Here is a 25,346-nt window from a genome sequence, read left to right on the forward strand (position 1 = left end):
AGGTGGATCCTACGAGCCGTTCAGTTGGCTGATGAGCGCGATGAGCTGCTCACGTACCGATGTGTACAGCCGATCCTGCTCCTCGACCCAGGCCTCATCCGCGCCGACCACCCTGCGCGCCAAGCCCGAATTCTTGGCCACATTCGCCCGCTGTGACAGCCACTGGAGATTCAGCGGTGCGCGCGACACCACATACATGTCCGTCGGGGTCAACGCCGCATATCCCGGCAGGTTGACGATCTCACTCAGCGGAACGATGTGGTCGGCTGACACTTTCGGCAGGCTGGACGTTCCACCGATGGATCGGCCGGGAAAAGCGGGGTCGGGGTCGCCCGCGCGGGGGCGTGGGATTCCTTGGAACGTCGTCGTCGCGGTTGTCGTGGGAGGATTTCCCCGACGCAACACGTCGTAATAGGGCCGGACCGGCGAATTGCCGGGCACAGTCCATCGCTGACCCGAAGGAACCGTGGGCGGAGTCCAACCGGCCGGAACCGGCGTGAGTTGTTGCAGGGACGTGATCACCCGCCGTGCCTCGGGGCTGACCGGACTGACGTCGTAACCCGAAGTGCCTTGCCCGGTCAGTTGACTGATGGCCTGGAGACACTTCAGGAGCGCGGATCGGGCCGCAGCGTTCTCCGCGTTACCCGCAGCGGCTTCCGCGTTGTAGGCGTCGTAAGCGCCCTGCTGATCCGGCAAGAGGAAGTCGTGCGGTCGTGCGTTGTGCTCATCTGTCTTGCGACTTGCCTCGGCGACCCGTTGTCGCTGCGCGGCGCAGAACCCGAACTGCTGGTCCCCATCGGGTGCTGCGGCAGAGACACCGGTGGACAGCGGCAACAACAGCGCCAACAGCAACATCACCACGCCGACCATTCGCCGGCGGGAGGCAGGCGACTCCGGCGCCTCGACCATATGCCCCACTCTCGCAGACGCTCTCGCTTGACGTACCCGTGGTGGGCGTCGTACGCCCGAACGCGGGTTACGCTACCACCCGACTGCACGGCCGGCGCCTACGATCGAACTCTGTCGGTACGGCGTCGACCCCCCACGACGCGAGAGGCAGGAACGTCCGGTGACCAATCCTCCGCCCGACGGGTACCCACAGGATCCCCGGCCGTGGCAGGCCCAGGGCCCCACCGAGCCACTAGCAGGGCCGTCCCATCAACCCGTTCCACCACAGCAGGCTGCGCCGTATCCTCAGACCCCGCCCTATCTCCCACCGCCTCATGTCCCACCGCCCGGCCCTCCCCCCTGGCCGTACCAGGGCCCACCACAGACGGGTCCGTGGCCACCACAGGGTCCGCCCCCGGCCGGGCCGTGGCCGCAGCAGGGGTCCGCCCCGTCGGGTCCGTGGCCACCACAAGGCCAGGTCCCGTTCATACCCAACCCGCCTCCCCCGCCCTTCGACCACCGCGGCCCGTCACCCACGCGGCACCGCCCCAAGTGGGTGTTACCGGTGGTGATCCTGGCGGCGATCGCGGTCATCGCCGCGGTTGCGGTCACCGCCACACTGTTGCTCTGGCACCGCGATCCCTCGGACAGCGACCGCATCACGGCCGCGGCGCAGAAGTACGTCGCCGCGGTCGGCAACGGCGACAACGCGACGGTGGTCTCCCTGCTCTGCGGCCCGGAGGCAGACGCACAGCGCGACGATGCGTTGCAGGAGAATCTGGTGCCCGAAGGTGCCGGCAGCGATAGCGAGACGGGGAACGACAACGGATCCCGACATCGAGTGACCGTGCAGAACGTCCAGATTCGGGGTCAGGTCGCTTCCGCGCGTGTGGTCAGCACGCCAGGTGGAGAAGGAACACTCTTCTTCCGCGAGGAGGACAAGTCGTGGAAGGTCTGCGACGAGGCTGCGGAGGAGTTCGGACAACAACGGTGAGCCTCATCGGGCGCGAGTACCGTCGCAGACGAGCGCTCGACGACCGGCGTCGAGGCGGTGAGGAGAGTTGACGCATGAGCGAACTGCACGTGGTGGCGACGCTGACGGCCAAACCCGGGACCGAGACGGACGTCGCCGCGGCACTGCGCACATTGGCCACCGCCACCCGTGGCGAGTCCGGTTGCATCGCCTACGACCTGTTCGAATCGGCGTCCGCCTCCGGCACCTTCGTCACGGTCGAGCGCTGGAAGGATCAGTCCGATCTCGACGCGCACATGAAGTCGCCGCACGTCACCGAAGCGTTGGCATCGCAGAGCGACAATCTGGCCGACGTCACCGTCCACCCGTTGACGAGCGTGGACTGATCATGTCCTCTTGACCTCAACATTGGTTGCAGTTCTACCGTTCGAAGCATGACCCGAGAGATGCAACCAGCCGCGCTGCAGCCGCTGGGGTTCTGGACCGCACGTGCAGGACAGGCGATCCGCGCCCGGACCCGCGGACGCCTGGCGGAACTGGATGTGACGCAACCCGAATGGTGGTTGTTGCATCAGCTCTCCCTGCACCTCGCGGGCGCGCACGACGTCGACGTCGTCGCGACGATCGGCCCCAACGAGTCCGACGGGGCGATCACCGAGGCCATCGCGTCGAGCATCGACAAGGGCTGGGTCGTCCGTGATGACGACCGCATTCTGCTGACCGCGACGGGTACGGAACGTTTCCACTCGGCGGCCACCGTCCAACGCGAGTTGAACGACGAACGCCGTCACGGCATCTCCGACGACGACTATGTGACCACCATCGAGGTACTGCAGCGCACCATCGCCAACGTCGGCGGCGACGCGTGGCACTGGTAGGCGACCCCACCACCGCGCTGGTCCTCGGCGGAGGTGGCGTCGGCGGCACCGCCTGGTTGTTGGGTCTCGCGTCCGGGTTGACCTCGCACGGCGTCGGTCTACTCGATGCCGATGTGATCATCGGGACGTCGGCGGGCGCGCTCGCCGCGGTCATCCTGGCCGGCGGCGCACGAGATATCGACGCTCTGGGTGACGACCCGCGAACCCCCGGCACCGCCGACGCGCCGCCGCCCGACCCGGGAATGCAACGCGAGACAATCCGCATTCTCGGCACGCCATCGATGGACGGTCACGAGCACGTTCGCCGCATCGCGCAGCTCGTCGCCGACGTCGCATCCGCCACCGATCGGCAGCTCGATCGCATCGAGGCGCTGATCGGCGTGAGCCGATGGCCGGACGCGGACCTTCGCATCGTCAGCACCGATCTCACGACCACGGATCGACGCGTGTGGACCCGGGCGGACGATATCCCCGTCGCGTCGGTGGTGGCGGCCAGTCATGCCTTTCCCGGCGCGTTCCCGCCCGTCGCACTCTGTCGACACCGTCACGTCGACGGCGGACTGTTCTCCGACATCAACGCCGATGTCGCGCTGAACACTGACCGCGTGCTGGTCCTGCGCCCACTGGCGGGCGTTGTTCCTGACATCCGGACCCACGCCGAGTCCGCCGTGATGACCGCGGGTGCGACACTCGTCATCGGCCCCGGGCCGGAGGGTCGGGAATTCCTCGACGCGACGGTGCCGCCATCGACGGCGTGGCGCACGGCGTTTCAGCGTGGTTCGGGACAGGCCCGTGACGTCGCGATGCGTATCCGCCGGTGGCACCACGAGTCACGCTGAGACGAGTACACGACCGTGCGCCCGCTCGACCATTCCCCTGGTGGTTGCCGCCACCACTTGGTTCACTGGTCACATGACTGATGTCGACGCACGCCCGTCATCCTCGATGATCGACTATCCGAACTGGGCCGCGACATGCGACACCCTGCACGGGTACACCCAGATACTCGGGAAGCTCGCCGTCAAACTCGCTGCACCACAACCGCAGTTGCAACATGCGGCGCTGCAGTTGACCGTCCGCGGGTGGGAGACTCCGGTGCTGCCCGCGCCCGACGGTTCCGGTGTGTTCGGTGTGCTCCTCGATCTGCGTTCTCATCAGGCCGTGGTGGAACACAGCAGCGGCGCGCTGGCGGCGTTCCCGCTCACCCCCGGTCGGTCCGTCGCCGATGTCACGGCCGCCATTCTCGACCGCGTCGGGAGCTTTGCCGGGCAGGTGCAGATCGACACCACCGCACAGGAGGTTCCCTGGTCGGTTCCTCTCGACAAGGATCACGAGCATGCGACTTATGACGTCGCCGCGGTGGAGCGGTACTTCGACGCTGCCACCCGGGCTGCCACGGCGCTGGCGATCTACCGCGCCCCGTACCGCGGCCGGTCGACGCCGGTGAACGCCTGGTGGGGCAGTTTCGATCTCGCCGTGAGCCTGTTCTCCGGAGCAGCGGCGAACCCGTCGAGCGAGGGGTTCATCGAGCGCAACGCGATGGACGCGCAGGAAGTCGCCGTCGGTTGGTGGCCCGGTGACGCGCGGTATCCGAGGGCTGCGTTCTACGCCTACGCCCACCCCGCCCCTGCGGGTTACTCGGCCGCGCAGTTGTCGCCCGCGGCGTGGCACGACGATCTCGGCGAGTACGTGCTGCCGTGGTCCGACGTGGAGGCCTCCGACGATCCGCAGCGGACGTCACTGGAGTTCCTGCGTGGCGCACTGCGGTACTCGTGCGGAGCCTGCGAGTGGGACCCCACGCTCACGGACTCGGCCTTCGGGACGCCGCCGCCGGTGCGCTGAGCGGCTGCCTGCCCCCGTGGCACACATCGATATCCGACGGGGGCGCCCGGACTGGGCGCGAGATGCTCGACGCGTGGCTCCGCAACTCGCCTCTACCCTGCCGGTTCACATCCATCCACCGTCGATGGCGAGGGTGGATCCGGTGATGTAGGACGCGTCCGGAGAGATGAGAAACGCCACTGCTGCAGCGATTTCGGACGGCTCGGCCAGTCGTCCGATGGCACCGAGGAGGGATGCTCGGGTCTGTTGCGGGAGGTGTCGGAGTTGTGGACGGGTGTACCGCACCGCGTTGTCGGCGGCCATGTCAGTGTTGGTACCACCGGGTGCGATGGCGTTGATGGTGATGGCGCGACCGGCCAGTTCCGGAGCGAGGTTGAGCGCGATTGCCGACACTGCTGCCTTGCTGGCGGCATAGAGGGTGTGGTGATGGACGGCGATGCGTGCACTCACCGATGAGGTCAGTACGATTCGACCGCCCTGCCCCATTACCGCTGCCGCGGCTTGGGTGACGAACAGCTGGGCGGCGACGTTGATACCGAACACTCGGTCGACGTCGGCGCGGGTGATCGTTTCCAGGGCCCCGAAGTGTTCGATTCCCGCATTGCTGACGAGGATATCCAGCCCGCCGAGCACATCGACGGTGCGCCCGACCAGGTCGGCAGCGGCACCGTCTTGACTCAGATCTGCCTGGAGAGCCACGGATGTCCCTCCACAGGAGGAAATCTCCTGCTCCAGTGCGGTAGCGGCTTCTTTGCCGGCGCGGTAGTTGATCGCGACGTGTGCACCGTCGGCGGCGAGGCGACGGACGATGGCGGCACCGATGCCTCGTCCACCACCGGTGACCAATGCCCGTTTACCTGTGAGAGCGGGCATGCGGCGCCCTTTCGCGTAGTTGTCGGCAGAGACCGATCGTGGGGTACACCGGTCCCAGTAACAGAGGACGGGTCATCGGGTGGCGAGGAACTCGGCCACTGAGGTGGGCGTGATGTCCGGATAATCGCCGTTGTTGAGGTCGCGCAGTTTGGCTTTGCCGGTGATCATGGCCCACTGGTATTGCAGGGCGACGAAGTCACCGGGGCCGGTGGCGGTCGACTTTCGTCGATCGATCTCGGCTTCGAGCGCGGCGATGGATCCGTGTTCGTGCACGCGCAGGGTGCGTCCGGTGGCTTTCTCGATGACGGTGTGAAGCTGTGTGAGGGTGAGAACATCACCGGCGACGCGCACCGTCCGATCGATGGCGCTGTCGTCCAGCGCAGCGGCAGCGGTATACGCGGCGGTATCGGGAATAGTGGTGAAGTCCATGGGCTGCTCGCCGTCGCCCCAGTAGGAGAAGGTGCCGGCATCGAGGTCGACGATCTCCATGAACGGCGCGAACATCACCTCCATGAACCCACCGTTCAGCACGGACGTCGGCCGTACGCTACTGCCGACGAACGTCTCGTCGGCCTTCTTCCGCAGATCCAGGGCCACGTTGTCGTCGTAGTCGAGGCAGTGCAGGTCGACGCTGAAGTCGGAGGGGATCATCCGCGGTACACCGGCCACCTCGGCGGCGTGGATCAGATTCACCTGACCGTCGGTCACCGCGTGGTGGCCGCCTTGGACTGCAGACACGATGACGTCGACACCATCGAGGTGAGGTACGAGAGTCTGGACGTCGTCGTTGAGATCCCCGACCACCACCGTCACCGACCCCGATGTGACCTCATCGCGCAGCCTCTCCCCGCCGTCCTCGCGGCCTTTCCGGACCAGAGTTCGCACGTCCGCACCTCGATCGACCAGCTTGCGAACGATCTCACTACCCAGGTTCCCGGTCGCACCAACCACGAGCACCGTCTTCGACATGGCTTCCTCCTTTCCAACCCGCCATCTAGTGGCAGTACGTAATTACACTGTGGATACAACGCTACACGACGGATCGGTGGTGATCTCCGTATCACCCGAGACAGAAGGCTTGAAACGCGCAGGTGCCGACCTTTCACAGAGATCATCAAATAGATACACAGTGCTATTATCAGAGTATGCACGTCTCGGAGAATGCATCGGCGTCACTGCGACCGCCGACGTTGTTGGCATTGCCGTCGTATCTGGCAGGCAGCGTCGCTCGGCTGGGTAACAAGCCGCTGGTCGACATGCTCAAGGAGCGCGGCTTGGCGTTACAGCAATTCGCGGTGTTGGTGGCCTTGTCGGACTTCGGCCCGCTGGCGCCACATGAACTGTCCACCCGATTAGCCACCGACCGCAGTCACATCAGTACCTATGTCGAGGCGTTGGCGAGACGTGAGTGGGTGACCCGGACGCCCGACGTCAATGATCGGCGTCGGGTGACGGTGACCCTCAACGACGCCGGCCGGCGGCTCGTCGAGGACGTCAGCTCGTCTGCGGCGCGATCCCAGGCGTCGTTCTTCTCCGTCCTGACTGCCACGGAGCAGCGTGCCTTTCGGGCCTTGATGATGAAGATCATTCTGTCAGCGGAGCTCGCCGAGGCACTCGGTGACAATCAGACGTGTGAGTCCGAACCGGTTGGCGCACCGGACGGTGACACCTCCCCACCACTGCAGGAGTGAGCATGCTGTTGAACGGAATCAATCATCTTGCCCTCATCTCGGGCGACGTCGAGAGGCTCGGTGACTTCTATCGCGGCGTGTTCGACGCCGAGGTGGGTCCGACGAAGCCACATGGTGACGATGGTGGTGAAACGATGACCGTCATCGCCATCGGTCCGCACACCGAGCTCAACGTCGTCACCATCGACGGCAATCATGAACCGGACCGGCAGACCCCGATGTGGGGGCGTGGGCGAATAGATCATTTCGGGTTGCAGGCGGCCACCACCGGGGCGTTCGAGACCATCCGACAACGACTCGTGGCACGCGGGGCCAGCGATGGCGCGGTCAACGACTTCGGTGCCGTGCTCAGCGTGTTCTTCCGCGATCCCGATGGGCTCGAGGGCGAAGTCCTCGTCCAGAAACCAGCACGCACGGACGACAGCGTCTGAGATGCTGATCCCCGACGACGATGCGACGCGCACCAGCCCACCCCTGGAGCCATCCCCACAGCACATCGCAGAACGGCAGCAATCGGTCGCTGACATGGCCCCTACTACGCCACCGCCGACGAGATCGGACCGCGGGAGTAGCAGTTCGAAGGATTCTCATTGTCCGCTGTCGACCCACCATGCGAAGGGATCTGCGGTCTGGGTCATGCGGTTGGCGTCACGCGTATCGGAGCGCCGTGTGATGCCGTCACGGCGATGTGATCCAGGGTCGGGACCGCCGCACGACTGCCGACGTGGACCGCGTCGGAGTCCTGACCGGTGGCCTCAATCCCACCGGCAACGTTCAACTCTCCGACCTGGCCTTCGATCTCCATGGTGACGACGTTGTCGCCTGCGGTGGCCAGCTTGCCTCCGACGTTGACGGTGTCCACCACGCCGCCGCCCTTGACGCTCAGCGCGATGGCCTGCAGGGTGACCTGGACGCCCTTGACCAGACTGAGGCCTTCGCCGCCGGTGGTCGTGACGTCGCCGTGCACGGTCAGCGAACCCAGCGGTTTACTGATCTGCACGCCGACGGATCCGTCGCCGGTGGTGGCGATGCCGGCGAAGCTTGCGGTCTGCAGAGTGCCGTCGTAGAGATTGAATCCACGCGCACCCTTACCGGTGGTGACAATGGGGGCCTGGACGTCGAGGGTTTGTATATCGCCGAACTGGACGAACCCTATACCGCTGGGACCGTGGGAGGTGACCGGTGCGGTGGCGATCCAGGTGGTGACGACGCCCCAGTTGTCCAGCACCATGTCGTTCTGGCCGTAGGTGGTGGTGGGGCCGGCCGCGGTGACCGTGTCGACGGTGGCACCGGAGATCACGAACACCCCACCCGAGATCAGGTCAGGTGTCCCGGCAGGGATCCCGCCGTCGCTGTGTATCTCTCCGGTGCGTAGCTCGTTCACTCGCACGGTACCGCCGTCGGCCTTGCCGGCCCAGTCACCATGACCGCCGACGAACACACCGCTACCGCGGACCGGCTCGTCGGCGGTCCCGGCGGAGATGTCGAGCAGTTGCGCGGTGAGCTCACTTGACGGGTCTGGCTGGCGGTTCCACAGGGTGAAAGCGCCCTGCAGGGCGTCCACACCGAAGCCGTGCGGGCGGTCTGAGCGGCCACGGACATCAGCGGCAAGTACTCGGACATTGTCCACCGAGACGTGCCCGGCCCGCACCCGGTCTTCACCCAGCAGGAGTATCTGTCCGCGGGTCGTGAGGTTACGCAGTGTCAGCGTCCCCAAATCCTCCACACTGGTGTCGTTCGAGATGGCGACCTCAGCTTCGACGGTCTCAATCGTGAGATCCTCCAAGGTGTTGTCTGAGGTGAGACGCACGCCCTTCGCTCCGAACTGCAGAGTGCCGCCGCGCAGGCTCACCCCAGGGGGCAGTGTGATCATCGGTGAGCCGCTGATGGTGCCGTCCACCGCGATGCGATGTGCGCCGTCGGCAATCGCCTTCGCCAACTCGGCCGCATTCGACACGGTGGCATCGACACCGGTGTGCTGATCAGTCACAATCAGTTCTCCTTATCGGTTGCTTCGTCAGACGATTCCTTGAACTCACCGGCTCGGACCAGTGCGGCGAGCAGGTGTTGCAAGCGTTGCGCGTCGCGCGTCGGGATGACACCGAGGCACTCGTCGCGGATCGAGCGCACGATCGGTGCTGCGGCACGGAGTTGCCTGCGCCCGTGTCGGGTCAGGTTCACCGACTGCCGACGCCGATCGTCGGGGTCGGTCGACCGCTCGATCAAATCGGCCCGCTCCATGCGGCCCATCAGATTCGCCATCGTGGTCGGTTCGACCGCGGCCGCCGTACCGATGGCCTTCTGATCGGCACCCGGCATGTTGTGCACGCTCAACAGCACGCTGAACTGCACCGGTGTCAACGCGGGTAGCCGTTGACGCCACAACGCGTTGTGGCGTTGCAGAACTCGGCGCAGGAGATGAAACGTCCCGCCGTTGTGCCACACCCCCTCGACCGCTCGCGCGTCCATCACAATTAATGTGTATACCAACTAACGCCGCGAAACGGGAGGGTTACCGTGGCCAGTTCTGCCAGCCAGGACGCGATGGCAGTGCAGCGATCACCAACTCAAGATGATGCCGCCACCCTCGCCGGGGCGGTCGCGACATGGGTGGTCGGGACCCGGTTCTCGGTCCTTGCTGGTCCCGGACGGAGGTTCCGAGTCCATGCGGCGCAGCGGCGGGAATGGCTGCGAATGGACACGTCCATGCTTGTGCTGGGTCCCTTCATCACCGCGATCCTTCGGTGGATCCGGCGTGGCCGGCAGTGCGACTGTCTCGGGGACTCTTGCGCGCCTCCCGATACCACCAACCACTGATTGACCCAGACGGTAAACGCCCCGTAAAGCACTCCGAATCACCGCGCCGCCTCATTTTCGCGTAATCGGAAATGAGACGATTTCTCCACGGAGCGGAAGGCGACATCACATTGTTCTTGCATCATTCGCGTGATCGTATTGAGCGCAGTGTGACGGCGACCGAGTAGACCGCTACCTGCCTTCTCGCCGTCATCAGGTGAGCGGTGCAGGTATCAGTGGCACTGTGCCACAACTTGGGTGGAGTCGACCGTCGCCCACAGGACTATGCAATGTTCGAGCATGACGGGTCCGCTATCAACACGTTCGCTGTTGGGTGAACCTGTGTGCGCCGAGTCGGTGCGCTCACTGCCATGAGCGGTTTTCGGGAACGATGAGCACGGGGCATGTCGCGTGTCGAAGTAGTTCGCGGGACACCGCACCGCTCATGGTGTGATCCAGGAGGGCGGTCAGACCGTGTTCCGGTCGGCCCACCACCAACAATGCGGCGTCGAGGGTTTCAGCAATGCGCATCAGCGCGGGAGCGGGTGGCCCGTGCACGACTTGGTAGGACCAGTCGTGGCGGTCGGCGTCGAGAAGGGTGGAGACGGTGGCACGATGGTGCGCCAATCTGTCTGCGGTGTCGCCCTCATAGTCCGCCGAATCTGGATCCACCGGTTCGTCGTTGATGTCTGCGACATGCACCACCCAGATCGTTGCTCCCTGCCCGCGCGCCAACGTAGCGCCGGTGCGCAGAGCTGCGAGACTCGCGGGGTGCTCGTCGTATCCGATGACGACATTCATCTCTCGAGTCCCTTCGTGGTGTGTGCCGCGCGCCTCGAGGTGCCACTACCCCAGCGCCGGCCGGTGCTCATGAGGGCGGCCGTAGCTGATCGAGCGGCTCGGAACGCGGTAACCCGCTGACCGCCGGTCTCGTTCGATGGTGGATCAGCCAATCTCCGAATACAGTCGTCGGCGTTCAGGGAGGTCTCGCCGTGGCGGACGAGAATCACCTCGGCAGTCATGACGTTCCCTCACCGAGGCGGCAGTGTCGGCCAGAGGGCGCGAACGCGGTGGGCAGGGAACCGAGGGCGCACGGCGCGGACTGCCACGCCACCGGACGGGAACATTGATGCGACATCATCACTCCTACTGTCAACAAGGTGTCATCAGCAGGAACTATCAGCCGAGAGGCGGTTCGATTTCCCGAACAGGAAATCCGGCGAGATCCATCGCCGCACCTGCTGAGCGTAGCGCACATACGGGCGGACGTACGGCTGATCGGGCCATGGCCGAGACCCACGGTCCCATCGCGGAACGCAGGGGTCTAGTCTCAGTCTCTGGCGATGGATCTCGCCGGACCTTGCTGATCTGAGCTGAGGTCGAACCGCCCTCTCGGCTGATAGTTCCTACTCGTCGATCAAACGAGGTAGGTACCCCATGGGCTGCGCACCCCACCCCGCCCAACCGGCTCGCGGTGACACCCGCTGCGACGAGGCGGAGGCAGCACGGTGATGACCGACGACATCCCCGAGCCCTCTGGTGCGATCAATTTCGGCGACAGTCATTCCGAGTTGCCCATCGACCCAGACCTCCCCACCGACACCCGGGCCTTGCATCACCGCCCAACAGCCATCGTCGCTGTGTTCGTCGGCGGCATCGTCGGCACCACCGCCCGGTACTTCATCGAGGCTTTACTACCTGCTGGCACAGGAAGCTGGCCATGGGCAACGTTCCTGATCAATCTCGGTGGTGCCTTCGTGTTGGGTGCGTTACTCGAAGCGCTCACCCGCATGGGCGACGATTCCGGCTGGCGGCAACGAACCCGCCTGTGCGTCGGCACCGGGGTGTGCGGTGCGTTCACCACCTACAGCACCCTGGCCCTGGAAACATCCCTCCTCGGTAGGGCCGGTCATTACGCATTCGCCATCGGTTACGCCGCGGCATCCGTCGTCACCGGCACCATCACCGCCTGGGCGGGCATCACGATCGCCACCACCATCCACCGACGATGGGGCGACTCGTGATCACCGCGCTGACCATCCTCGCCGGAGCCGTGGGATCCGTGCTGCGGTTCCTCGTCGACGCCGCATTCAAGACACGCCGAACAACGGTATTCCCTTGGGCCACCGCCATCATCAACACCACCGGCTCGCTGTTCCTCGGTGTACTGGCTGGGCTGGTGCTGTTCCACGCCCACCCCACCGCATGGCAGGCAATCCTCGGAACCGGGTTCTGCGGCGGATACACAACATTCAGCACCGCCAGCTTCGAAACCGTCCGGCTCCTCGAACAACGGCGACCACTCCTGGCCCTCGTCAATACGATCGGCACCCTCACCTGCACCATCGGAGCCTGCCTCACCGGCCTCGCGCTCGTCTGGGCACTGTGACACCGCACCGCGTCACCAACCCCGCAGATTCAGTCGGACCACGTCCGCGCCCTCCTGATCGCGCCCCAGCTCGACCCAGAGTCACTCGCGGATCCCGACCGCCTGTCCGGGTTGTTGCCCCGAAATACACGGAGTCGTAGCCGAACTCGACGAGAGCCCGATCGGCGGAGTACGTCAGCCTCACTCGAGCAATGGAACGTCGCTCTGACGCGCCCGGGGAATCGCCGCCCGGCAGCGCATCGGCGTACGGCTCTCACCGATAATGATCGGGCTCGGCGAGGACATCGGTCGCGCGGTGATCACTCGCGCATCGTTCTGCAAGCACCGCGACGCTGCAGGTGTTTGCGGCGCGAAGACCGACGATGTCTTGATACGCGGAAGATTCATACCAGCGTTGAACGGTCGCGAAGTCCGGGAATTCGATGACCACCACGATCCCATCCACAGGCCCTTCGACGACTCTCTGACGTCCACCGTGGACGATGAATCGGCCGCTGAAAGGCGCGAGGGTTGCATCGATGGCCCCCAGATATTCACCAACACCTTCGCCGGGATGGATGTTGTGCATGTGCGCAATAGCGTAAGCAGTCACGGGTGCGAATTCCCTTCGACGTCCGGCAGTATTTCTGCGAAGACAACCACGCACCATCGAGCTCGACAATTACCCCGGAGGTCATAGCTGCGACATTCGCCGACGCCGATCGGACGCAGGACACAGATTCCGTCTGCCGCACAGGGTGTCTGATCACATGACGCTGGGCCGGGAACACACCTGTGACAACCGGTTACGCTGCTGAATCAGCTTGAAAGCCCGAGAATACGGGCCGGACAGCCATCCGCCCATCCCGGACACGCCACTGGCTCAAGAAGTAGCACGTGACACGTTCGCGGAGATAGCGCGATTAAGTGGCTGACTTGCCGAACATTGCGTTTCCTTGACGTAGTAACCGTCATCGTCGATTGCGTTCTCAAGCAACATGATCAGACTGTCTTGTCACCGGTGGCGAAACGAAGCGCCAAGCCAACCGACCCGACTCGTCGCGGGTAGCGAGCACGGGCACCAGCTCCCCTGGTCACGGATCGCCGCCAGGAACGCCGGCCACTGTTCGCCCCTGGGCGATGAGGTTCTCGAACCTCTGATGGGCCATTCGGCGCAGCCTGCGCTCTGACTCCCGCGGGTCACGGCTTGACAGCATATACTAAGCCAGCCTTATCAGGTAGCCTTCCCACATGCGTCAAGATCCTGATGTCGACGAGGTGGCGGAGGCACTGCTCTCCGGGGTCGGCGTGTTGGTTCGGCGGGTGCGTCAGTTGCCGGTGCAGGACAGACTGACGATGCCGGAGCGGTCGGTGTTGTCGCGGTTGGATCGTGACGGCCCGGCCAGTTCCGCGGAGTTGGCCAGGGCGGCGCAAATCACTGCGCAGTCCATGGGCGCGACGGTTGCCGGTCTCGTCGGGCAAGGTTTGGTCGAGCGGCGACGTGATCCCGGCGACGGTCGGCGAGTGATCGTTTCGGTGACCACTGCCGGTCTCGCCCTACTGGATGCAAAACGCCATACCCGCGGCCAGCAGTTGGCCCACGTATTAACCGAGCAGTTCACCGAGCGGGAAATACGTCAGCTCGCTGCGGCGGCACCATTGCTGGAGCGGCTGGGCCGCAGCATCCCCACCACGCCCTGACCGTCCGCCACGCACCGACACCTGAGGCAGACCGGGCGCCATCGTCCCCATGAAAGGACCGGCTCCGATGAGCATCTCGCCGCCGTCATCCGACGCTGAGCAGGCGTTGGTGCCGCACCGTAGCGGTGACCGTTACAAGTGGACGGCGTTGACAAACACCACGGCGGCGGTGTTCATGTCGGCGTTGGACGGGTCCATCGTGTTGATCGCTCTACCGGCGATCTTCGAGGGCATCGGTCTCGATCCGCTGGCAGCCGGCAACATCGCTTACCTGCTGTGGATGATCATGGGATACCGGTTGGTGCAGGCCGTGCTCGTGGTGACGGTGGGCCGTTTCGGGGACATGTTCGGCCGGGTCCGGATCTACAACGCCGGGTTCGCAGTGTTCACCGTGGCCTCGATCCTTCTGTCCTTCGACCCGCTCCACGGCGGCCACGCCGCGATGTGGCTGATCGGCTGGCGACTCCTGCAAGCCATCGGCGGGTCGATGCTGCAAGCCAACTCCGCTGCCATTCTGACCGACGCGTTCCCGGCCGAGCAGCGCGGGTTCGCACTCGGTGTCAACCAGGTCGCCGGACTGGCCGGGCAGTTCATCGGCCTGGTCGCCGGCGGGTTGCTCGCCGCGCTGGACTGGCGCTCGGTGTTCTGGGTGAACGTCCCGGTCGGCGTGTTCTTCACCGTCTGGGCTTACCGGACGCTGCGCGAGACCGGCGAACGGCAACGCGCCCGCATCGACTGGTGGGGCAATCTCACCTTCGCCGTCGGGCTCAGCGCCGTGCTGATCGCCACCACCTACGGCTTGCAACCCTACGGGCGTCACACCATGGGGTGGACCAGCCCGCTGGTCGTCGGCGTGCTTCTGGCCGGTCTGGCGCTGCTCGCGGCGTTCGTGCTGATCGAACGCCGCGTCGCGGCACCGATGATCGAGCTCAGCCTGTTCCGGCTGCGCGCCTTCACCGCCGGCAATCTCGCGGGGCTGGCCATCTCTATCGGCCGCGGTGGCATGCAATTCATGCTCATCATCTGGCTGCAAGGGATCTGGCTGCCGTTGCGCGGCTACGCCTATAGCGACACCCCGCTGTGGGCCGGCATCTTCATGCTGCCGCTCACCGCCGGGTTCCTCGCCGCCGGCCCCGTATCGGGATACCTGTCCGATCGGTTCGGCTCCCGTGGGCTGTCCACCGCCGGCGCGCTGCTGTTCGGCGCCAGCTTCCTCGGCCTCGTGTTCGTCCCGATCAACTTCTCCTACTGGGTTTTCGCCGCGCTGATCGCGCTCAACGGTGCCGCGTCCGGAATATTCGCCTCCCCAAACTCATCGTCGATCATGGGCAGCGTCCCCGCCCACCAGCGCGGGGTCGCGTCCGGCATGCGCGCCACCTTTCAGAACAGCGGCACCGCGGTGTCGATCGCCGTGTTCTTCTCTCTGATGATCGCCGGGCTGGCCAGCAGTCTGCCGCAAACCCTCACCCGCGGGCTCGAGGAACACGGCGTCCCCCACGCCGCCGCCGCGCACGCCGGCTCACTGCCACCGGTGTCCTCACTGTTCGCCGCCCAACTCGGCGTCAACCCCATCCAGCACCTGCTCGGCCACGCCACCCTGGCCCAGCTGCCCGCAGCGCAGCAGCACGCGCTCACCGGCCGTGAGTTCTTCCCCGCCCTGATCTCCGGGCCTTTCCACTCCGGACTCGTCGTGGTGTTCGCGTTCGCCGCCGCCCTCGCCATGCTCGCCGCGCTCGCCTCGGTGCTGCGTGGCGCCCGCACCACCGGACCAAACAAGCCCACAACCGACGGGCCCGACACGGCGCTCGCGCGGACCGGCGCCGAATGACCTATCCGAACTACCGCACCAACCTCTAGTCCACATGCCGCTCAAGAAGGTCCCGCAGACGACCTGTAGTGGTAACACTCCAGGTCAATAGGGTTCAATTTAATTGTTTTGAGCAAGTCGTCTGTGAACGTTTGGTTCTCAACGTCAATGACGGCACAGATTACGCCAGCGAAAAAGATCAAATCGACTGGATGTATGATGACTCTAAGTAGGCCTTTGGCACGCCCAACCGGTAGTAGCGTCTCGCGTCGACTGAGGCTTTAGTCACTTGTTACCAATTGACGACCCTGTACGACCTTGCCGTAAGCCGAGGTTCCAAGTAGCAAACAATACGATCAGCACCAGCGAGATCGGCGACCACCAACCAGAATTCGTGTTGCTGGCCGATCCAGATCTCGTGCACACCCTGAGGACCGAACGGAAACACCCCTGGATTACCCAATCCAAACCAGTGTCCTCAGCACCGCGCAGAGGTCGACCGAAGCGGTCCCAGAGGTCACAGGTGCCGACAAAACGGGCCACAAAGTACCGCGCGACCTGCCTTCGTACGCACGCCGGCACGCCACAACCAACCGTCGACCTGTCGTGATGGCGTCGAACGCCCCAGGGGTCGCCTACCGTGGGAAAAAGAAAGAACCACGGCCCCTGAGGACCGTGGTTCTAACCATTCCTATGTGGTAGTGCTCTCTCAAGCCATCGTCAACGCCCCTCATCGCAATGATAAGCGGCCTGAACAGGGACCATCCCCGCGCAAGAGTTTCCGATCGCGTGTCACAGAGCGACATCGACGCGAGACGGTCGAGCTGTACACGTCCAGACTGAGCGCACTGGATGTGGCCGAACGACTCGGGCTCGGCAAGTCGACGGTGCTCCGCATCTTGAAGAGTTCTGACACACAGGTCCGACCCAGTGGACGTCGGCTCACCTGACTGGAGTTCGCACCTGCCCCCGGGCGGTCAACTGCGACCCAACCCAGGGACGCCGGATCATTCCACCGACTCTGTCCCTGCCGCCGTTCCGAGAAAGGCAAGTCGCCTGACGCCGTTGTCATACCGCGCAGTTCAGGTGCGGCGCCCATTCGTCCATCGCACCGGTGTACACATAGCGAAGGGGCTGGGAGCATCTCTTGGGCGGCGCCCGTTGAGCTCGTCGACGAAGTTCGTTCTCGTGCGTCGAATAATGTGGGCCGTCCAGACGTCACCGGAAGCCAGACGACGCGAGCTTCGTAATACTTACAACTCTCGCCAGACCCTATTGGAACCTCCGAATGACAATAGATAAAGAACGCGCCTGGCAACCACGGTCTGTAGTGCCTAGCGTCGAACACATCCGAGTCTGCTAGCACTACCGCCGACTGTGCGAAAGACCCAGGAGGTCAGGACAGAGCCGATCCGCAACTACGCCGCTCCTCTTGTCTCGTTATCGCGTTTCTCGACAGAACCAAAGTCCGGGAGCCAATCAGGTTGTCACGCGTAGGGCGGATAAGCCTCGCCGCGAAGTCGTCGCGCAAGATGTGCCGCGTTGCGGGCCAACGCGGCCGTGGTGGATATAACCGGATCGGGCACGGCGGGAAGGTCGATGTAATTTCGCGATCCCATTGCTTCGTCGTTCCAGTAGGTGCAGCCCTGCGCGGGAATCGAGTACCCGACGTCGTTGAGGGCCTGGAAGACGTCGGCGACAATTTTGTGGGCGCCATCTTCGTTGCCCACAACGGCGACTGTAGCGACCTTGCCGACCATTCCTGGCCGACCTTCGGAGTCGGTGAACGACAGTTCCGCATCGAGGCGTTCAAGTACGCGTTGGGCGATGCTGGACATGTGGCCCATCCAGGTCGGGGTCGCGATGAGCAGGATGTCGGCCACTGCGACCTGTGCTCGTATCTCGGGCCAGTCGTCACCGTTCCCCATATTGGTCTCGACACCGGGTTTGACATCAAAATCCGCGATACGAATGATCTGCGTACTGACGTCATGCTTGTCGAGTTCTGTTGCTACGTGCTGTGCGATCGTTTCACTACTTGATGCGTCAGGGCGCGCTTTGAGACTGCATACCAACGCAACGGCGACGAGGTCCGCCATATGAGGACTCCTAGACTGATGGGCGCTAGCCGCGTGTGGGGTTGAGGACCACTTTCGTCCACCCCGTGTCGCGGGCGTCGAAGTGCTGGTATGCCTCAGGGGCGTCGGCCAGGCCCAGGTTGTGAGACACCAACCGTGACGGTGTTGCCTTGCCGCGATGAATCAGATCGCGGAGCTGGCGATTGTAGGCTTTCACGTTGGCTTGTCCGGTGCCAATGGTCTGGCCTTTGAAGAAGAACTTGCCGAAATCGAAGTTCATGTGTCCGTTGCGCGTCATCTCATCCTTGGCTCCGGGATCCTCAGGGAGGAACACCCCGACGACACCGATCCCGCCGGTAGGTTTGACGACATTGACGAGTGCGTTCATCGTCAAGTTCGATCGTTCAACGCCAGATGAATCGTGGGCTTGGTAACCGACGGCTTCGACGCCGCGGTCGACCCCTACGCCACCCGTGAGTCCCTTGATCTGCTCGACTGGGTCACCGTCTGCGGTGCTGATTGCGGTCGCCCCAAACTGCTCCGCCAGGGCAAGACGTTCTGCGAGGTGGTCGATCACGAATATCTGGCTCGCTCCCTGGATGTCGGCGGAGTACGCGGCCATGAGACCGACCGGGCCCGCGCCGTACACAGCGATGGTTTCACCCGCCTGTAATTTCGCCAGTCTGGTGCCGTGCCAACCGGTGGGGAATATGTCGGTCAGCATGACGTAATCGTTTTCTCTGTCGACGCTGTCCTCGGGTAGCTGCAGTGCGTTGAAGTCGGCGAACGGGACACGAAGGTACTCCGCTTGACCTCCGTTGTATGGTCCCATCTCGGCGTAACCGTAAGCAGCGCCAGCCGTCGGTGGATTAGCTGTCAGGCAAAACGCGGTCAGACCCGTGGTGCAGTTGTCACAAAAGCCGCATCCGATGTTGAACGGTAACGCGACTCGATCACCCACTTGCACCGAGTACACACCGGGTCCCGTCTCGACGACCTCCCCTACGTTCTCGTGACCGATGATCGATCCGGCGCCGAGGCTGGTGCGGCCTTCGTACATGTGCAGATCTGAACCGCAGATGTTGGTTGCCGTAATTTTCACCACCGCATCGGTGGGCTTCTCAATCCTCGCATCAGGAACTTCGTCTACTGACACATCGCGTGGACCGTTGTACACAACCGCTCTCATATAACTCTTCCTCCTAATTGGGACTCACCGACGCGGGTCCCGCGCGTGATTACCCGTGCCTTCTCCGCTTCTTGAGCCAATACGAGCCAGCTCGACTCGCGTCGTTCCGTGTGGGCGTGATAAGTCGGGACGGTGCTCCGGCCTGTCGACTTGATCCGGGAGTGTCGCCTAGCGAGAGCATCGGACCGACCGAGGCTGCCACACGTGTCAGCGGTCTCACCGCTCGTGTGTGCGGCGGGCAGGGTAGGCGTCCCGATAGATGGCCCGCTGCAGTCGGTGCTCCCGGTGGCGTAAGACCGCGTCGTGATCGACGCGTCGGGTGGTGTGAGCAAAAACCCAAACCGACACGTACAGGACGACAGCAATGATCGTCGCCGCGACCGTCGCGACGGCCTGATCGCTTGCCGCGGCCACGATCGCCAACGCCAGGGCGGCGGTGGCCAATACCGCAGCGAACAGGGTCAGCCAATTGGCGACAGAAGCTATGCGAACTCGGCGCAGACGGCGTCGTGTGGGCGTGTCTCGTGTCATGTAGTTTGACCTTTCTGCCAACGACGTATCCGCCGAAGAGCCAGTACTCGGGGCCGAAGGAGTCATTAGTCGTCTGCGCTGACAGATCTCGATTTTCGAGCCAGGATGACGGTGGTGGCAGAGAGCGCGCGAGGATTGTCGCACTCGTCGCATACAACCAACCCGACTTCGCGATGTAGCTCGTCAACAGATCCGGGTGCACAGCATGGGCGACTAGGTATAGCAACGGATTTTACCCGGTGTGGCTCAGGATGAGTTGCACGGTCTGGGTCGGCTGATCCCACATCGGGAAGTGGCCGCACTTGTCGAACCAGTACAGTTCGGAGCCCGGGAACGCCGCGCGCGCCCGTGCTGCCTGCGCGGGAAGCGTGACGTGGTCTTTGCGCCCCCAGCCGATGGTGACCCGCCCCGGGGTTGTCCCAGGCGGTGCGCCCTGCTGCAGCGGCCCGTCGACGAGTGCGTCGAGTGCATCGTGCAGTGACACCGCCTTTTTGAAACTACGCATCTCGTGCAGCGCGACCGACGCAGGCAATTTCCAAGGCGCCGCTGAGAACTGCGACAGCAACACGGTGCGTCCGACCGGGTTACCGGTGAGCACGGGCATCACCGGTTGCAGCCCGAGTACCAGCGGCAACGACGCCTTAAGCGTGGTGCTGAAAAAGCGGAGCTCACCGGGCCTCCAGAAACCACCGGGATCCAGCGCGACGGTATCGCCGCCCACACCGCGGCGCGCTAGCTCGAGAACAATGCGCGCACCCATCGAGCTGCCCACGGTGTCGATGCCTGCGAGGTCGTGGGCGTCGATGAAGTCAGAGACTGCATCGGTGAGCGAGTCGATCGTCACCTCACCCGGAAGTGGTGGAGTGTCACCGAATCCGGGGAGATCCAGGCTGATCACGTCGCGGTGCCGGGCGAGTCGATCGAGGATCGGCGACCACGACAACCAGCTCGCGCCGAGTCCGTGGACCAGGAGCAGTGGGGTGCCGCTGCCGCGACGGTCGAAACTCAGTGCACCAGTGCCCACCTGGTACCGCCGTTGATCAGTGAGACGTTTCTGGGCAGCACCGCGGGCGTCGTCGGGGTCGGGGGAGTGGCGTGGGTCGGTCACAGGAACCTTCTTTGTCGGTGAAGCCTGGTTCGGCGGCATGCACGGGGCTTGACGTCAGAATCGCTCTCCCGACCTCGTCTGACGGTTCGGCGTGGAAACCAACCCCCTATGTGGTCCGGGCTGATGTTGGGGCGCAGAAGGCGTCCCTCCCCCACCACCTCCACCACGCGGAGCACGGCCGCAGGTTGCGCGGACCGCGCGTTTGGACCAGCGACGACAGAACACGTGCCGGGGGTTCACGCGATCGTCCGGTAATGCTGGATTGCTGAGAGGGGCAGTGCAATTTTGCTGTTCACACCGTTGAGTCGCACTTCCCCATATGAGATTGGGCTGTGGCGGATCGCGACGATAACACCGTGCCAACGGCTGCCGTCCACGGCTATTACTGTGATGGGGTCTCCCACCGCGGCCCCGGCGGGATCCGAGTTTCGCACCATCCCCACGGGGGCTGCCTGTGCGCGGTTTCGGTGATGGTCCCTAGCGGCAACGCTCGTAACGTTCATGTGCACCCGATTTCGGCTGGCCGACCACATTCCCGGCGCCTGGAAACAGGCGCCGTCAGTGATCGAGGGGAGGAAGGCTCTCACGCCGCGAAACGGGTTAATGCTGGTGCATCGCTTGCCGCGGCTGAGACCCGACGGCCAGGAGAACCCTGGGTGGCTGATTCGGTCTGAACCGTTGCCGGTGCGCTCATCATGACACACCCCACGACGCCGCGGTTGACGTTCGGTTCTGAACCCCAATTCCGTCCATGACTGTAGGGAATGCCGGCGCGACGTCAGATGGTTGCGGGACGCCGGGGAAAGCGTTGAGAGGCGGGCGATCACCCATGCGGTGTAGCTGAATTCGCCACCGTGCAACTGCGCGGAGAGCTGTCACTTGCGCACTGGTCAGCAACGTCGGCGACGGATCTTCCAAGATCGCCAACAACCTGCTGAAGAAGTCCTCACTGCCCATACCAAAGTCGCGGTTGATGATGTCCGACGGACCGCACCCGCAACCTGCCCACTGCATGGCGAAGTCGATGACGCGGGCCTCCTCAGGGTCGGAGTCGGGTGTCATCACTGCCCGGCCGTTCGCATTCATCATCGTCGCTCCGCATCTGTGATCGAGCCGCCAATTCTCGATGCCAACGACTTGACGTCTCGTATCACGTATCAGTCCGGTCTCATCGGTGAGCCAGACCGAATTGAATTATGTGAGTTAATAATTGCGCGATGTCACAGTCAGCGGCGTGTGGTAACGCCTTGCCGTCCTCGTGCAGCGCTTGTAGCAGTCGACCGGCGGCGTGGGTGAACTCCTCGCTGCTGTCAGGCCACGTGCACTTGACGAGAGCGGCGACGTCGGCGCATGGGGGTGACGCCCCGGCTGCGAGCCAACGGACAACCGCAGGTGGGTAGTTGGACACGGTCCGTCCCTCCGCGCTGAAATGTGAGGGGTGTGACAAATGAGCGACCCGGACCTGAGAGGCTGACACGGCCCACGCGAATCGGACCCGATGCCTGCCACGAAAACGCTCAACCACAACACAGCTTGGACGGCTGGACAGACTGAACCGATCCCGGTCGCTCTATCGTGGCACATGTCTGTTCGAACCACCAGCGACGGCCGTGGGCGCGCTAGCCTTCGAGTAGAGACTTCGGAGTCTGCGCAGGACGCGACGCAGAAGTCATGGCGAGAGTGGGCCGAATGCCTGGGACAAGTTGGGACGATCTGGTTGGCGATCCCTACGATGTGCGGTGGGTGTTCGAGACGATGCCGGTGATGCTGGCCGCGCTGCGAGGACCCGATCATCGATTGATCGCCCTCAATGACGCTTATCGACAGTTGATTCCGAAGGCTGACGCGACCGGGAAACCGGTACGGGAAGCCTTCCCCGAGGTCCTTGGACAGTTCGTGTTCGACGCGTTCGACCACGTCTATCACACCGGGGAAACCCACCACGGCAAAGAGTGGCGCATCGCCATCGACCTCGATGGCTCAGGAACAACCCAGGACGTCTATTGGGACTTCACCTTCTCGGCCCGCCGCGACGACGACGGCGCCATCGACGGTGTCGACCTGGTACTGCAAGACGTCACGGCACGGGTCCGCGCCCGCTTGGCCGCCGAACAACAGCTGGCCGAGGTATCGCAACGCTACGAACAAGTGCGTAGTTCGGCGACGGTGATGCAGCAGGCGCTGCTGGCCCCGTCGGTGCCTGTCCTGCCGGGCGTTGACATTGCCGCCGAATACCTCGTGGCGACCGAGGACACCGCCGCGGGTGGTGATTGGTTCGACGCGATCGCCACCGACAACGGCGCAGTGATCTTGGTGGTCGGTGATGTCGTTGGCCATGGCATCGCCGCTACCGCGGTGATGTCACAGCTGCGTACCGCGACTCGCCTCGAACTCATCCGAGGCTCCGGCATCAGCGATGCGCTCACCGCCGTCGAGGAATTCGCCCAGCACATTCCCGGCGCCGAATTCGCGACCCTCTGCATCACGCACCTGAACACCATCACAGGGGCGCTCGAATACGCGACCGCCGGGCATCCCCCACCGTTGCTCATCTCGAAGCACTCGCCGCGTTTCCTCGAGCCCACCGGTGCCACCCCGCTAGGTCGCGGGCAACGATTCACTACACGAACGGATGCACTAGGACACGGCGACGCGGTCCTGTTGTACACCGACGGCGTTGTCGAACGACCCGGCAGACGGCTTCCGGAATCCACAACCGAGTTCGCTACCGTCGCCACCCGGGTGTTGGCCGGGGAAGCCATTCCCGACGACACTGCACGCCCGATTGACCGCCTGTGCTCACAGACCCTGGAGCTACTACTGCGCAATAGTGGGTACAGCGACGACGTCACACTACTGGGAGCCCAACGCACGACGGTCGCGCCACCCTTCCACGAACAGGTCCACGCCGACGCGCCGGCCGCCCGGTCGGTACGGACGCGGTTACGAGAGTGGTTAGCCGCAGTGGGGGCCGATCACACCGATATCATGGTGGTCGACCATGCCGTGTCTGAATACGTGCAGAACGCCATCGATCACGCCTACGGCCCTACTGGCGGACCGCTGGAGGTGGCAGCAGTGCTCGACAACCGCGGAGTCCTGGACGTGCAGGTGATTGATCATGGTCAATGGGTAGCCAACGAGCACTCCTCCGAGCCGTCGAGGGGGCTGGGATTTGTTTCCGCGCTCATCACCACTGCCACGGTCACACCCGGTGACAGCGGAACCCGAGCGTCTTTCACCTACCCACTGAGTAGATCCGCCCGCATCGTCACCGATCCCGCCGTCATCCACACCCCACCGCACCAACTCGACCCCGTCCAGTTCCATATCGACTTCGACGACGACGGTGAGCTGGTGGTTTGTGGTGACGTCGATGCGCTCCACGCACCCACCCTCGCCGGGCGCATCATCGGACAGAGTCGTTCGGGAACCCGCGCACTGCGTGTGGACCTCAGCGCGGTGACCTACCTCGGATCGGCCGGCCTACGGATGCTCGCCGAAGCCCGCGCCCAGGCACGCAGACAAGACAGCGACCTCATCCTCATCGCCCCGCCGGGATCAACCGCCCACCACGTTCTGTCCCTGGTCGGTATCCCCACAACACCTCCTGACTAATCGACAGGTACCGCAACCGTCACCAGCTCATCGCAACGGTGCGGTTTGAAGGTGCGAGTAGGAACAACCGACGGCTGGCCACTGAGCGCGGTATAGTGCCGTTCGCTATCGGTTCAGTCGGCGAGCTGTGGCACGGCGTCCGCGGTTTCGCAGCGCGCACGCGTGCCTATCCGACCGAGTGAAAGGTGCCTTCATGATCAGCGATAGTTCCGCAGAAGTCCCGGACATTCATCGCGAGATCGCCCAGTTGGCCCGCGACGCTCACGGCACCACCAACGACACGACCGACCCCGCCGATGTGCTGCGCGCCATCACCGCCTCAGCGGTGGCGTTGCTGCCCGGAACTAACCACGCCGCGGTGACATTAGTCCGAAAACGCCGACCACACCAACGGGCGGAACTGGAATCGACCGCCCCTACCGACCCCGTCTCCGAGGAATTCGATTCCCTACAGCACGAATTTGGTGACGGACCCTGCTTCACCGCTATCTGGACCCACCACACCATCGTCATCGATGACGTCACCACCGAGACACGGTGGCCCGAATTCGCCCGCGCCGTCGCCGACAACACATCCATTCGGTCCTGCATGTCGATCCAGCTCTACACCAGCGACCTCGAACTCGGGGCGCTGAACCTGCACTCCGACGCCCCGCACGCCTACTCCGACGACGACACACAGAGCCTCGCTATCGTCCTGGCTACCCACGCCGCCATCGCAATCAACACCGCACGCCGCGGCGAACAGTTCCGCAGCGCCCTCGCATCTCGTGACATCATTGGCCAGGCCAAAGGAATGATCATGGAGCGCTACAACACCAATGCGATAGCCGCATTCAACATTCTCACCAAACTGTCCCAAGACTCCAACATCCCCCTCACCGCCGTCGCAACCCGTCTTGTCGAGGCAGACCACCCCACACCCTGATATTGAGTCGGCTAGAGGTCGGGAGGCATTCTCGACGTTCGCTGGTCGCTGCCACTGGCAATGGCACGGAATGAGCG

At 64.1% G+C, this 25,346-nt stretch carries 25 protein-coding genes and 2 riboswitches; of the genes, 13 read left to right on the forward strand and 12 right to left on the reverse strand.

Translation table 11 applies throughout. From position 1 onward, the window contains the following. Nucleotides 1–9: 9 nt before the first annotated feature. Nucleotides 10–909 (reverse strand): hypothetical protein, encoded by a 900-nt coding sequence (locus BW971_RS11585; RefSeq protein WP_143690316.1) that lies wholly within the window; start codon nucleotides 907–909, stop codon nucleotides 10–12. Between the two features lie 535 nt (nucleotides 910–1,444). Between BW971_RS11585 and BW971_RS11590 the strand changes: the two genes are divergently transcribed. The 5 genes from BW971_RS11590 (at nucleotide 1,445) to BW971_RS11610 (ending at nucleotide 4,581) form a co-directional block, all read left to right on the forward strand. Beyond that, nucleotides 1,445–1,882: an Rv0361 family membrane protein gene (locus tag BW971_RS11590; RefSeq protein ID WP_456119721.1), complete on the forward strand. Its 438-nt coding sequence runs from the start codon at nucleotides 1,445–1,447 to the stop codon at nucleotides 1,880–1,882. A gap of 74 nt (nucleotides 1,883–1,956) precedes the next feature. Further along, nucleotides 1,957–2,247 carry a putative quinol monooxygenase gene (locus BW971_RS11595; RefSeq protein WP_076479673.1) on the forward strand — a complete coding sequence of 97 codons (291 nt, stop codon included), beginning with the start codon at nucleotides 1,957–1,959 and terminating at the stop codon, nucleotides 2,245–2,247. Between the two features lie 48 nt (nucleotides 2,248–2,295). After that, nucleotides 2,296–2,739, forward strand: a complete 444-nt coding sequence (locus BW971_RS11600) for a MarR family winged helix-turn-helix transcriptional regulator (RefSeq protein ID WP_076479675.1) — start codon at nucleotides 2,296–2,298, stop codon at nucleotides 2,737–2,739. Further along, on the forward strand, nucleotides 2,727–3,578 hold the full coding sequence (locus BW971_RS11605; protein WP_076479677.1) for a patatin-like phospholipase family protein: 852 nt from the start codon (nucleotides 2,727–2,729) through the stop codon (nucleotides 3,576–3,578). The genes BW971_RS11600 and BW971_RS11605 overlap by 13 nt, the downstream gene beginning before the upstream one ends. Before the next feature lie 73 nt (nucleotides 3,579–3,651). Beyond that, the gene (locus BW971_RS11610) at nucleotides 3,652–4,581 is read left to right on the forward strand and encodes a DUF5996 family protein (protein WP_234974364.1); all 930 of its coding nucleotides are present in this window, start codon (nucleotides 3,652–3,654) and stop codon (nucleotides 4,579–4,581) included. 105 nt (nucleotides 4,582–4,686) lie between these two features. Here BW971_RS11610 and BW971_RS11615 read toward each other — a convergent pair whose 3' ends face one another. Both BW971_RS11615 and BW971_RS11620 read right to left on the reverse strand, forming a co-directional pair. Next, nucleotides 4,687–5,454: an SDR family NAD(P)-dependent oxidoreductase gene (locus BW971_RS11615; protein ID WP_076479679.1), complete on the reverse strand. Its 768-nt coding sequence runs from the start codon at nucleotides 5,452–5,454 to the stop codon at nucleotides 4,687–4,689. A 72-nt stretch (nucleotides 5,455–5,526) separates the two neighbouring features. Continuing rightward, complete coding sequence (locus BW971_RS11620; RefSeq protein ID WP_076479681.1) at nucleotides 5,527–6,423, reverse strand: NmrA family NAD(P)-binding protein; 897 nt, start codon at nucleotides 6,421–6,423, stop codon at nucleotides 5,527–5,529. Nucleotides 6,424–6,599: 176 nt separating this feature from the next. On the opposite strand from BW971_RS11620, the gene BW971_RS11625 reads away from it, so the two are divergent. Then, nucleotides 6,600–7,145: a MarR family winged helix-turn-helix transcriptional regulator gene (locus BW971_RS11625; protein WP_076479683.1), complete on the forward strand. Its 546-nt coding sequence runs from the start codon at nucleotides 6,600–6,602 to the stop codon at nucleotides 7,143–7,145. A gap of 2 nt (nucleotides 7,146–7,147) precedes the next feature. Further along, the gene (locus BW971_RS11630) at nucleotides 7,148–7,576 is read left to right on the forward strand and encodes a VOC family protein (protein WP_076479685.1); all 429 of its coding nucleotides are present in this window, start codon (nucleotides 7,148–7,150) and stop codon (nucleotides 7,574–7,576) included. Between the two features lie 203 nt (nucleotides 7,577–7,779). On the opposite strand, the gene BW971_RS11635 is transcribed toward BW971_RS11630, so the two are convergent. The 4 genes from BW971_RS11635 to BW971_RS22240 form a co-directional block, all read right to left on the reverse strand. Beyond that, a complete protein-coding gene (locus BW971_RS11635; RefSeq protein ID WP_200799417.1) occupies nucleotides 7,780–9,135 on the reverse strand; it encodes a hypothetical protein in 1,356 nt (451 codons plus the stop codon). 2 nt (nucleotides 9,136–9,137) lie between these two features. Then, a complete protein-coding gene (locus BW971_RS11640) occupies nucleotides 9,138–9,614 on the reverse strand; it encodes a MarR family winged helix-turn-helix transcriptional regulator (RefSeq protein WP_083709802.1) in 477 nt (158 codons plus the stop codon). A gap of 690 nt (nucleotides 9,615–10,304) precedes the next feature. Beyond that, nucleotides 10,305–10,742: a universal stress protein gene (locus BW971_RS11645; protein ID WP_076479687.1), complete on the reverse strand. Its 438-nt coding sequence runs from the start codon at nucleotides 10,740–10,742 to the stop codon at nucleotides 10,305–10,307. After that, complete coding sequence (locus BW971_RS22240) at nucleotides 10,739–10,963, reverse strand: histidine phosphatase family protein (protein ID WP_143690317.1); 225 nt, start codon at nucleotides 10,961–10,963, stop codon at nucleotides 10,739–10,741. Before BW971_RS22240 ends, BW971_RS11645 begins: the two co-directional genes overlap by 4 nt. A gap of 141 nt (nucleotides 10,964–11,104) precedes the next feature. Continuing rightward, nucleotides 11,105–11,184: riboswitch (Fluoride riboswitch) on the reverse strand. Between the two features lie 87 nt (nucleotides 11,185–11,271). Then, nucleotides 11,272–11,357: riboswitch (Fluoride riboswitch) on the forward strand. A 95-nt stretch (nucleotides 11,358–11,452) separates the two neighbouring features. On the opposite strand from BW971_RS22240, the gene BW971_RS11650 reads away from it, so the two are divergent. Next, the gene (locus tag BW971_RS11650; RefSeq protein WP_076479689.1) at nucleotides 11,453–11,965 is read left to right on the forward strand and encodes a fluoride efflux transporter FluC; all 513 of its coding nucleotides are present in this window, start codon (nucleotides 11,453–11,455) and stop codon (nucleotides 11,963–11,965) included. Beyond that, a complete protein-coding gene (locus BW971_RS11655; RefSeq protein ID WP_076479691.1) occupies nucleotides 11,950–12,330 on the forward strand; it encodes a fluoride efflux transporter FluC in 381 nt (126 codons plus the stop codon). Before BW971_RS11650 ends, BW971_RS11655 begins: the two co-directional genes overlap by 16 nt. Before the next feature lie 253 nt (nucleotides 12,331–12,583). Here BW971_RS11655 and BW971_RS11660 read toward each other — a convergent pair whose 3' ends face one another. Further along, on the reverse strand, nucleotides 12,584–12,979 hold the full coding sequence (locus tag BW971_RS11660) for a DUF1330 domain-containing protein (RefSeq protein ID WP_268811123.1): 396 nt from the start codon (nucleotides 12,977–12,979) through the stop codon (nucleotides 12,584–12,586). Nucleotides 12,980–13,560: 581 nt separating this feature from the next. Here BW971_RS11660 and BW971_RS11665 point away from each other — a divergent pair. Further along, nucleotides 13,561–14,010 carry a MarR family winged helix-turn-helix transcriptional regulator gene (locus BW971_RS11665; protein ID WP_076479695.1) on the forward strand — a complete coding sequence of 150 codons (450 nt, stop codon included), beginning with the start codon at nucleotides 13,561–13,563 and terminating at the stop codon, nucleotides 14,008–14,010. Nucleotides 14,011–14,077: 67 nt separating this feature from the next. After that, complete coding sequence (locus tag BW971_RS11670; protein ID WP_076479697.1) at nucleotides 14,078–15,838, forward strand: MFS transporter; 1,761 nt, start codon at nucleotides 14,078–14,080, stop codon at nucleotides 15,836–15,838. 1,466 nt (nucleotides 15,839–17,304) lie between these two features. On the opposite strand, the gene BW971_RS11675 is transcribed toward BW971_RS11670, so the two are convergent. From BW971_RS11675 to BW971_RS11690, 4 genes are all read right to left on the reverse strand, one after another. Continuing rightward, nucleotides 17,305–17,916, reverse strand: a complete 612-nt coding sequence (locus BW971_RS11675; protein ID WP_076479699.1) for a flavodoxin family protein — start codon at nucleotides 17,914–17,916, stop codon at nucleotides 17,305–17,307. Between the two features lie 25 nt (nucleotides 17,917–17,941). Continuing rightward, entirely contained in the window at nucleotides 17,942–19,051 is a 1,110-nt protein-coding gene (locus tag BW971_RS11680) for a glutathione-independent formaldehyde dehydrogenase (RefSeq protein ID WP_234974366.1), read from the reverse strand. A gap of 249 nt (nucleotides 19,052–19,300) precedes the next feature. After that, nucleotides 19,301–19,615: a hypothetical protein gene (locus BW971_RS11685; RefSeq protein WP_143690319.1), complete on the reverse strand. Its 315-nt coding sequence runs from the start codon at nucleotides 19,613–19,615 to the stop codon at nucleotides 19,301–19,303. 232 nt (nucleotides 19,616–19,847) lie between these two features. After that, on the reverse strand, nucleotides 19,848–20,723 hold the full coding sequence (locus BW971_RS11690; protein ID WP_234974367.1) for an alpha/beta fold hydrolase: 876 nt from the start codon (nucleotides 20,721–20,723) through the stop codon (nucleotides 19,848–19,850). 1,743 nt (nucleotides 20,724–22,466) lie between these two features. Here BW971_RS11690 and BW971_RS11700 point away from each other — a divergent pair. Next, complete coding sequence (locus BW971_RS11700) at nucleotides 22,467–24,341, forward strand: SpoIIE family protein phosphatase (protein WP_234974368.1); 1,875 nt, start codon at nucleotides 22,467–22,469, stop codon at nucleotides 24,339–24,341. Between the two features lie 193 nt (nucleotides 24,342–24,534). Beyond that, nucleotides 24,535–25,269, forward strand: a complete 735-nt coding sequence (locus tag BW971_RS11705) for a GAF and ANTAR domain-containing protein (protein ID WP_076479870.1) — start codon at nucleotides 24,535–24,537, stop codon at nucleotides 25,267–25,269. The last annotated feature ends 77 nt before the right edge of the window (nucleotides 25,270–25,346 follow it).

Origin of the sequence: Williamsia sterculiae (assembly GCF_900156495.1) — a bacterium.
Lineage (GTDB): Bacteria > Actinomycetota > Actinomycetes > Mycobacteriales > Mycobacteriaceae > Williamsia_B > Williamsia_B sterculiae.

What these genes read in the sequence shown, in the direction of transcription:
- BW971_RS11675 (WP_076479699.1), bottom strand. Translation starts at nt 17,916, where the DNA reads ATGGCGGACCTCGTCGCCGTTGCGTTGGTATGCAGTCTCAAAGCGCGC.
- BW971_RS11655 (WP_076479691.1), top strand. Translation starts at nt 11,950, where the DNA reads ATGGGGCGACTCGTGATCACCGCGCTGACCATCCTCGCCGGAGCCGTG.
- BW971_RS11595 (WP_076479673.1), top strand. Translation starts at nt 1,957, where the DNA reads ATGAGCGAACTGCACGTGGTGGCGACGCTGACGGCCAAACCCGGGACC.
- BW971_RS11610 (WP_234974364.1), top strand. Translation starts at nt 3,652, where the DNA reads ATGACTGATGTCGACGCACGCCCGTCATCCTCGATGATCGACTATCCG.
- BW971_RS11620 (WP_076479681.1), bottom strand. Translation starts at nt 6,423, where the DNA reads ATGTCGAAGACGGTGCTCGTGGTTGGTGCGACCGGGAACCTGGGTAGT.
- BW971_RS11640 (WP_083709802.1), bottom strand. Translation starts at nt 9,614, where the DNA reads ATGGACGCGCGAGCGGTCGAGGGGGTGTGGCACAACGGCGGGACGTTT.
- BW971_RS22240 (WP_143690317.1), bottom strand. Translation starts at nt 10,963, where the DNA reads ATGACTGCCGAGGTGATTCTCGTCCGCCACGGCGAGACCTCCCTGAAC.
- BW971_RS11705 (WP_076479870.1), top strand. Translation starts at nt 24,535, where the DNA reads ATGATCAGCGATAGTTCCGCAGAAGTCCCGGACATTCATCGCGAGATC.
- BW971_RS11600 (WP_076479675.1), top strand. Translation starts at nt 2,296, where the DNA reads ATGACCCGAGAGATGCAACCAGCCGCGCTGCAGCCGCTGGGGTTCTGG.
- BW971_RS11670 (WP_076479697.1), top strand. Translation starts at nt 14,078, where the DNA reads ATGAGCATCTCGCCGCCGTCATCCGACGCTGAGCAGGCGTTGGTGCCG.
- BW971_RS11630 (WP_076479685.1), top strand. Translation starts at nt 7,148, where the DNA reads ATGCTGTTGAACGGAATCAATCATCTTGCCCTCATCTCGGGCGACGTC.
- BW971_RS11650 (WP_076479689.1), top strand. Translation starts at nt 11,453, where the DNA reads ATGACCGACGACATCCCCGAGCCCTCTGGTGCGATCAATTTCGGCGAC.
- BW971_RS11685 (WP_143690319.1), bottom strand. Translation starts at nt 19,615, where the DNA reads ATGACACGAGACACGCCCACACGACGCCGTCTGCGCCGAGTTCGCATA.
- BW971_RS11615 (WP_076479679.1), bottom strand. Translation starts at nt 5,454, where the DNA reads ATGCCCGCTCTCACAGGTAAACGGGCATTGGTCACCGGTGGTGGACGA.
- BW971_RS11645 (WP_076479687.1), bottom strand. Translation starts at nt 10,742, where the DNA reads ATGAATGTCGTCATCGGATACGACGAGCACCCCGCGAGTCTCGCAGCT.
- BW971_RS11660 (WP_268811123.1), bottom strand. Translation starts at nt 12,979, where the DNA reads ATGGTGCGTGGTTGTCTTCGCAGAAATACTGCCGGACGTCGAAGGGAA.
- BW971_RS11665 (WP_076479695.1), top strand. Translation starts at nt 13,561, where the DNA reads ATGCGTCAAGATCCTGATGTCGACGAGGTGGCGGAGGCACTGCTCTCC.
- BW971_RS11585 (WP_143690316.1), bottom strand. Translation starts at nt 909, where the DNA reads ATGGTCGAGGCGCCGGAGTCGCCTGCCTCCCGCCGGCGAATGGTCGGC.
- BW971_RS11625 (WP_076479683.1), top strand. Translation starts at nt 6,600, where the DNA reads ATGCACGTCTCGGAGAATGCATCGGCGTCACTGCGACCGCCGACGTTG.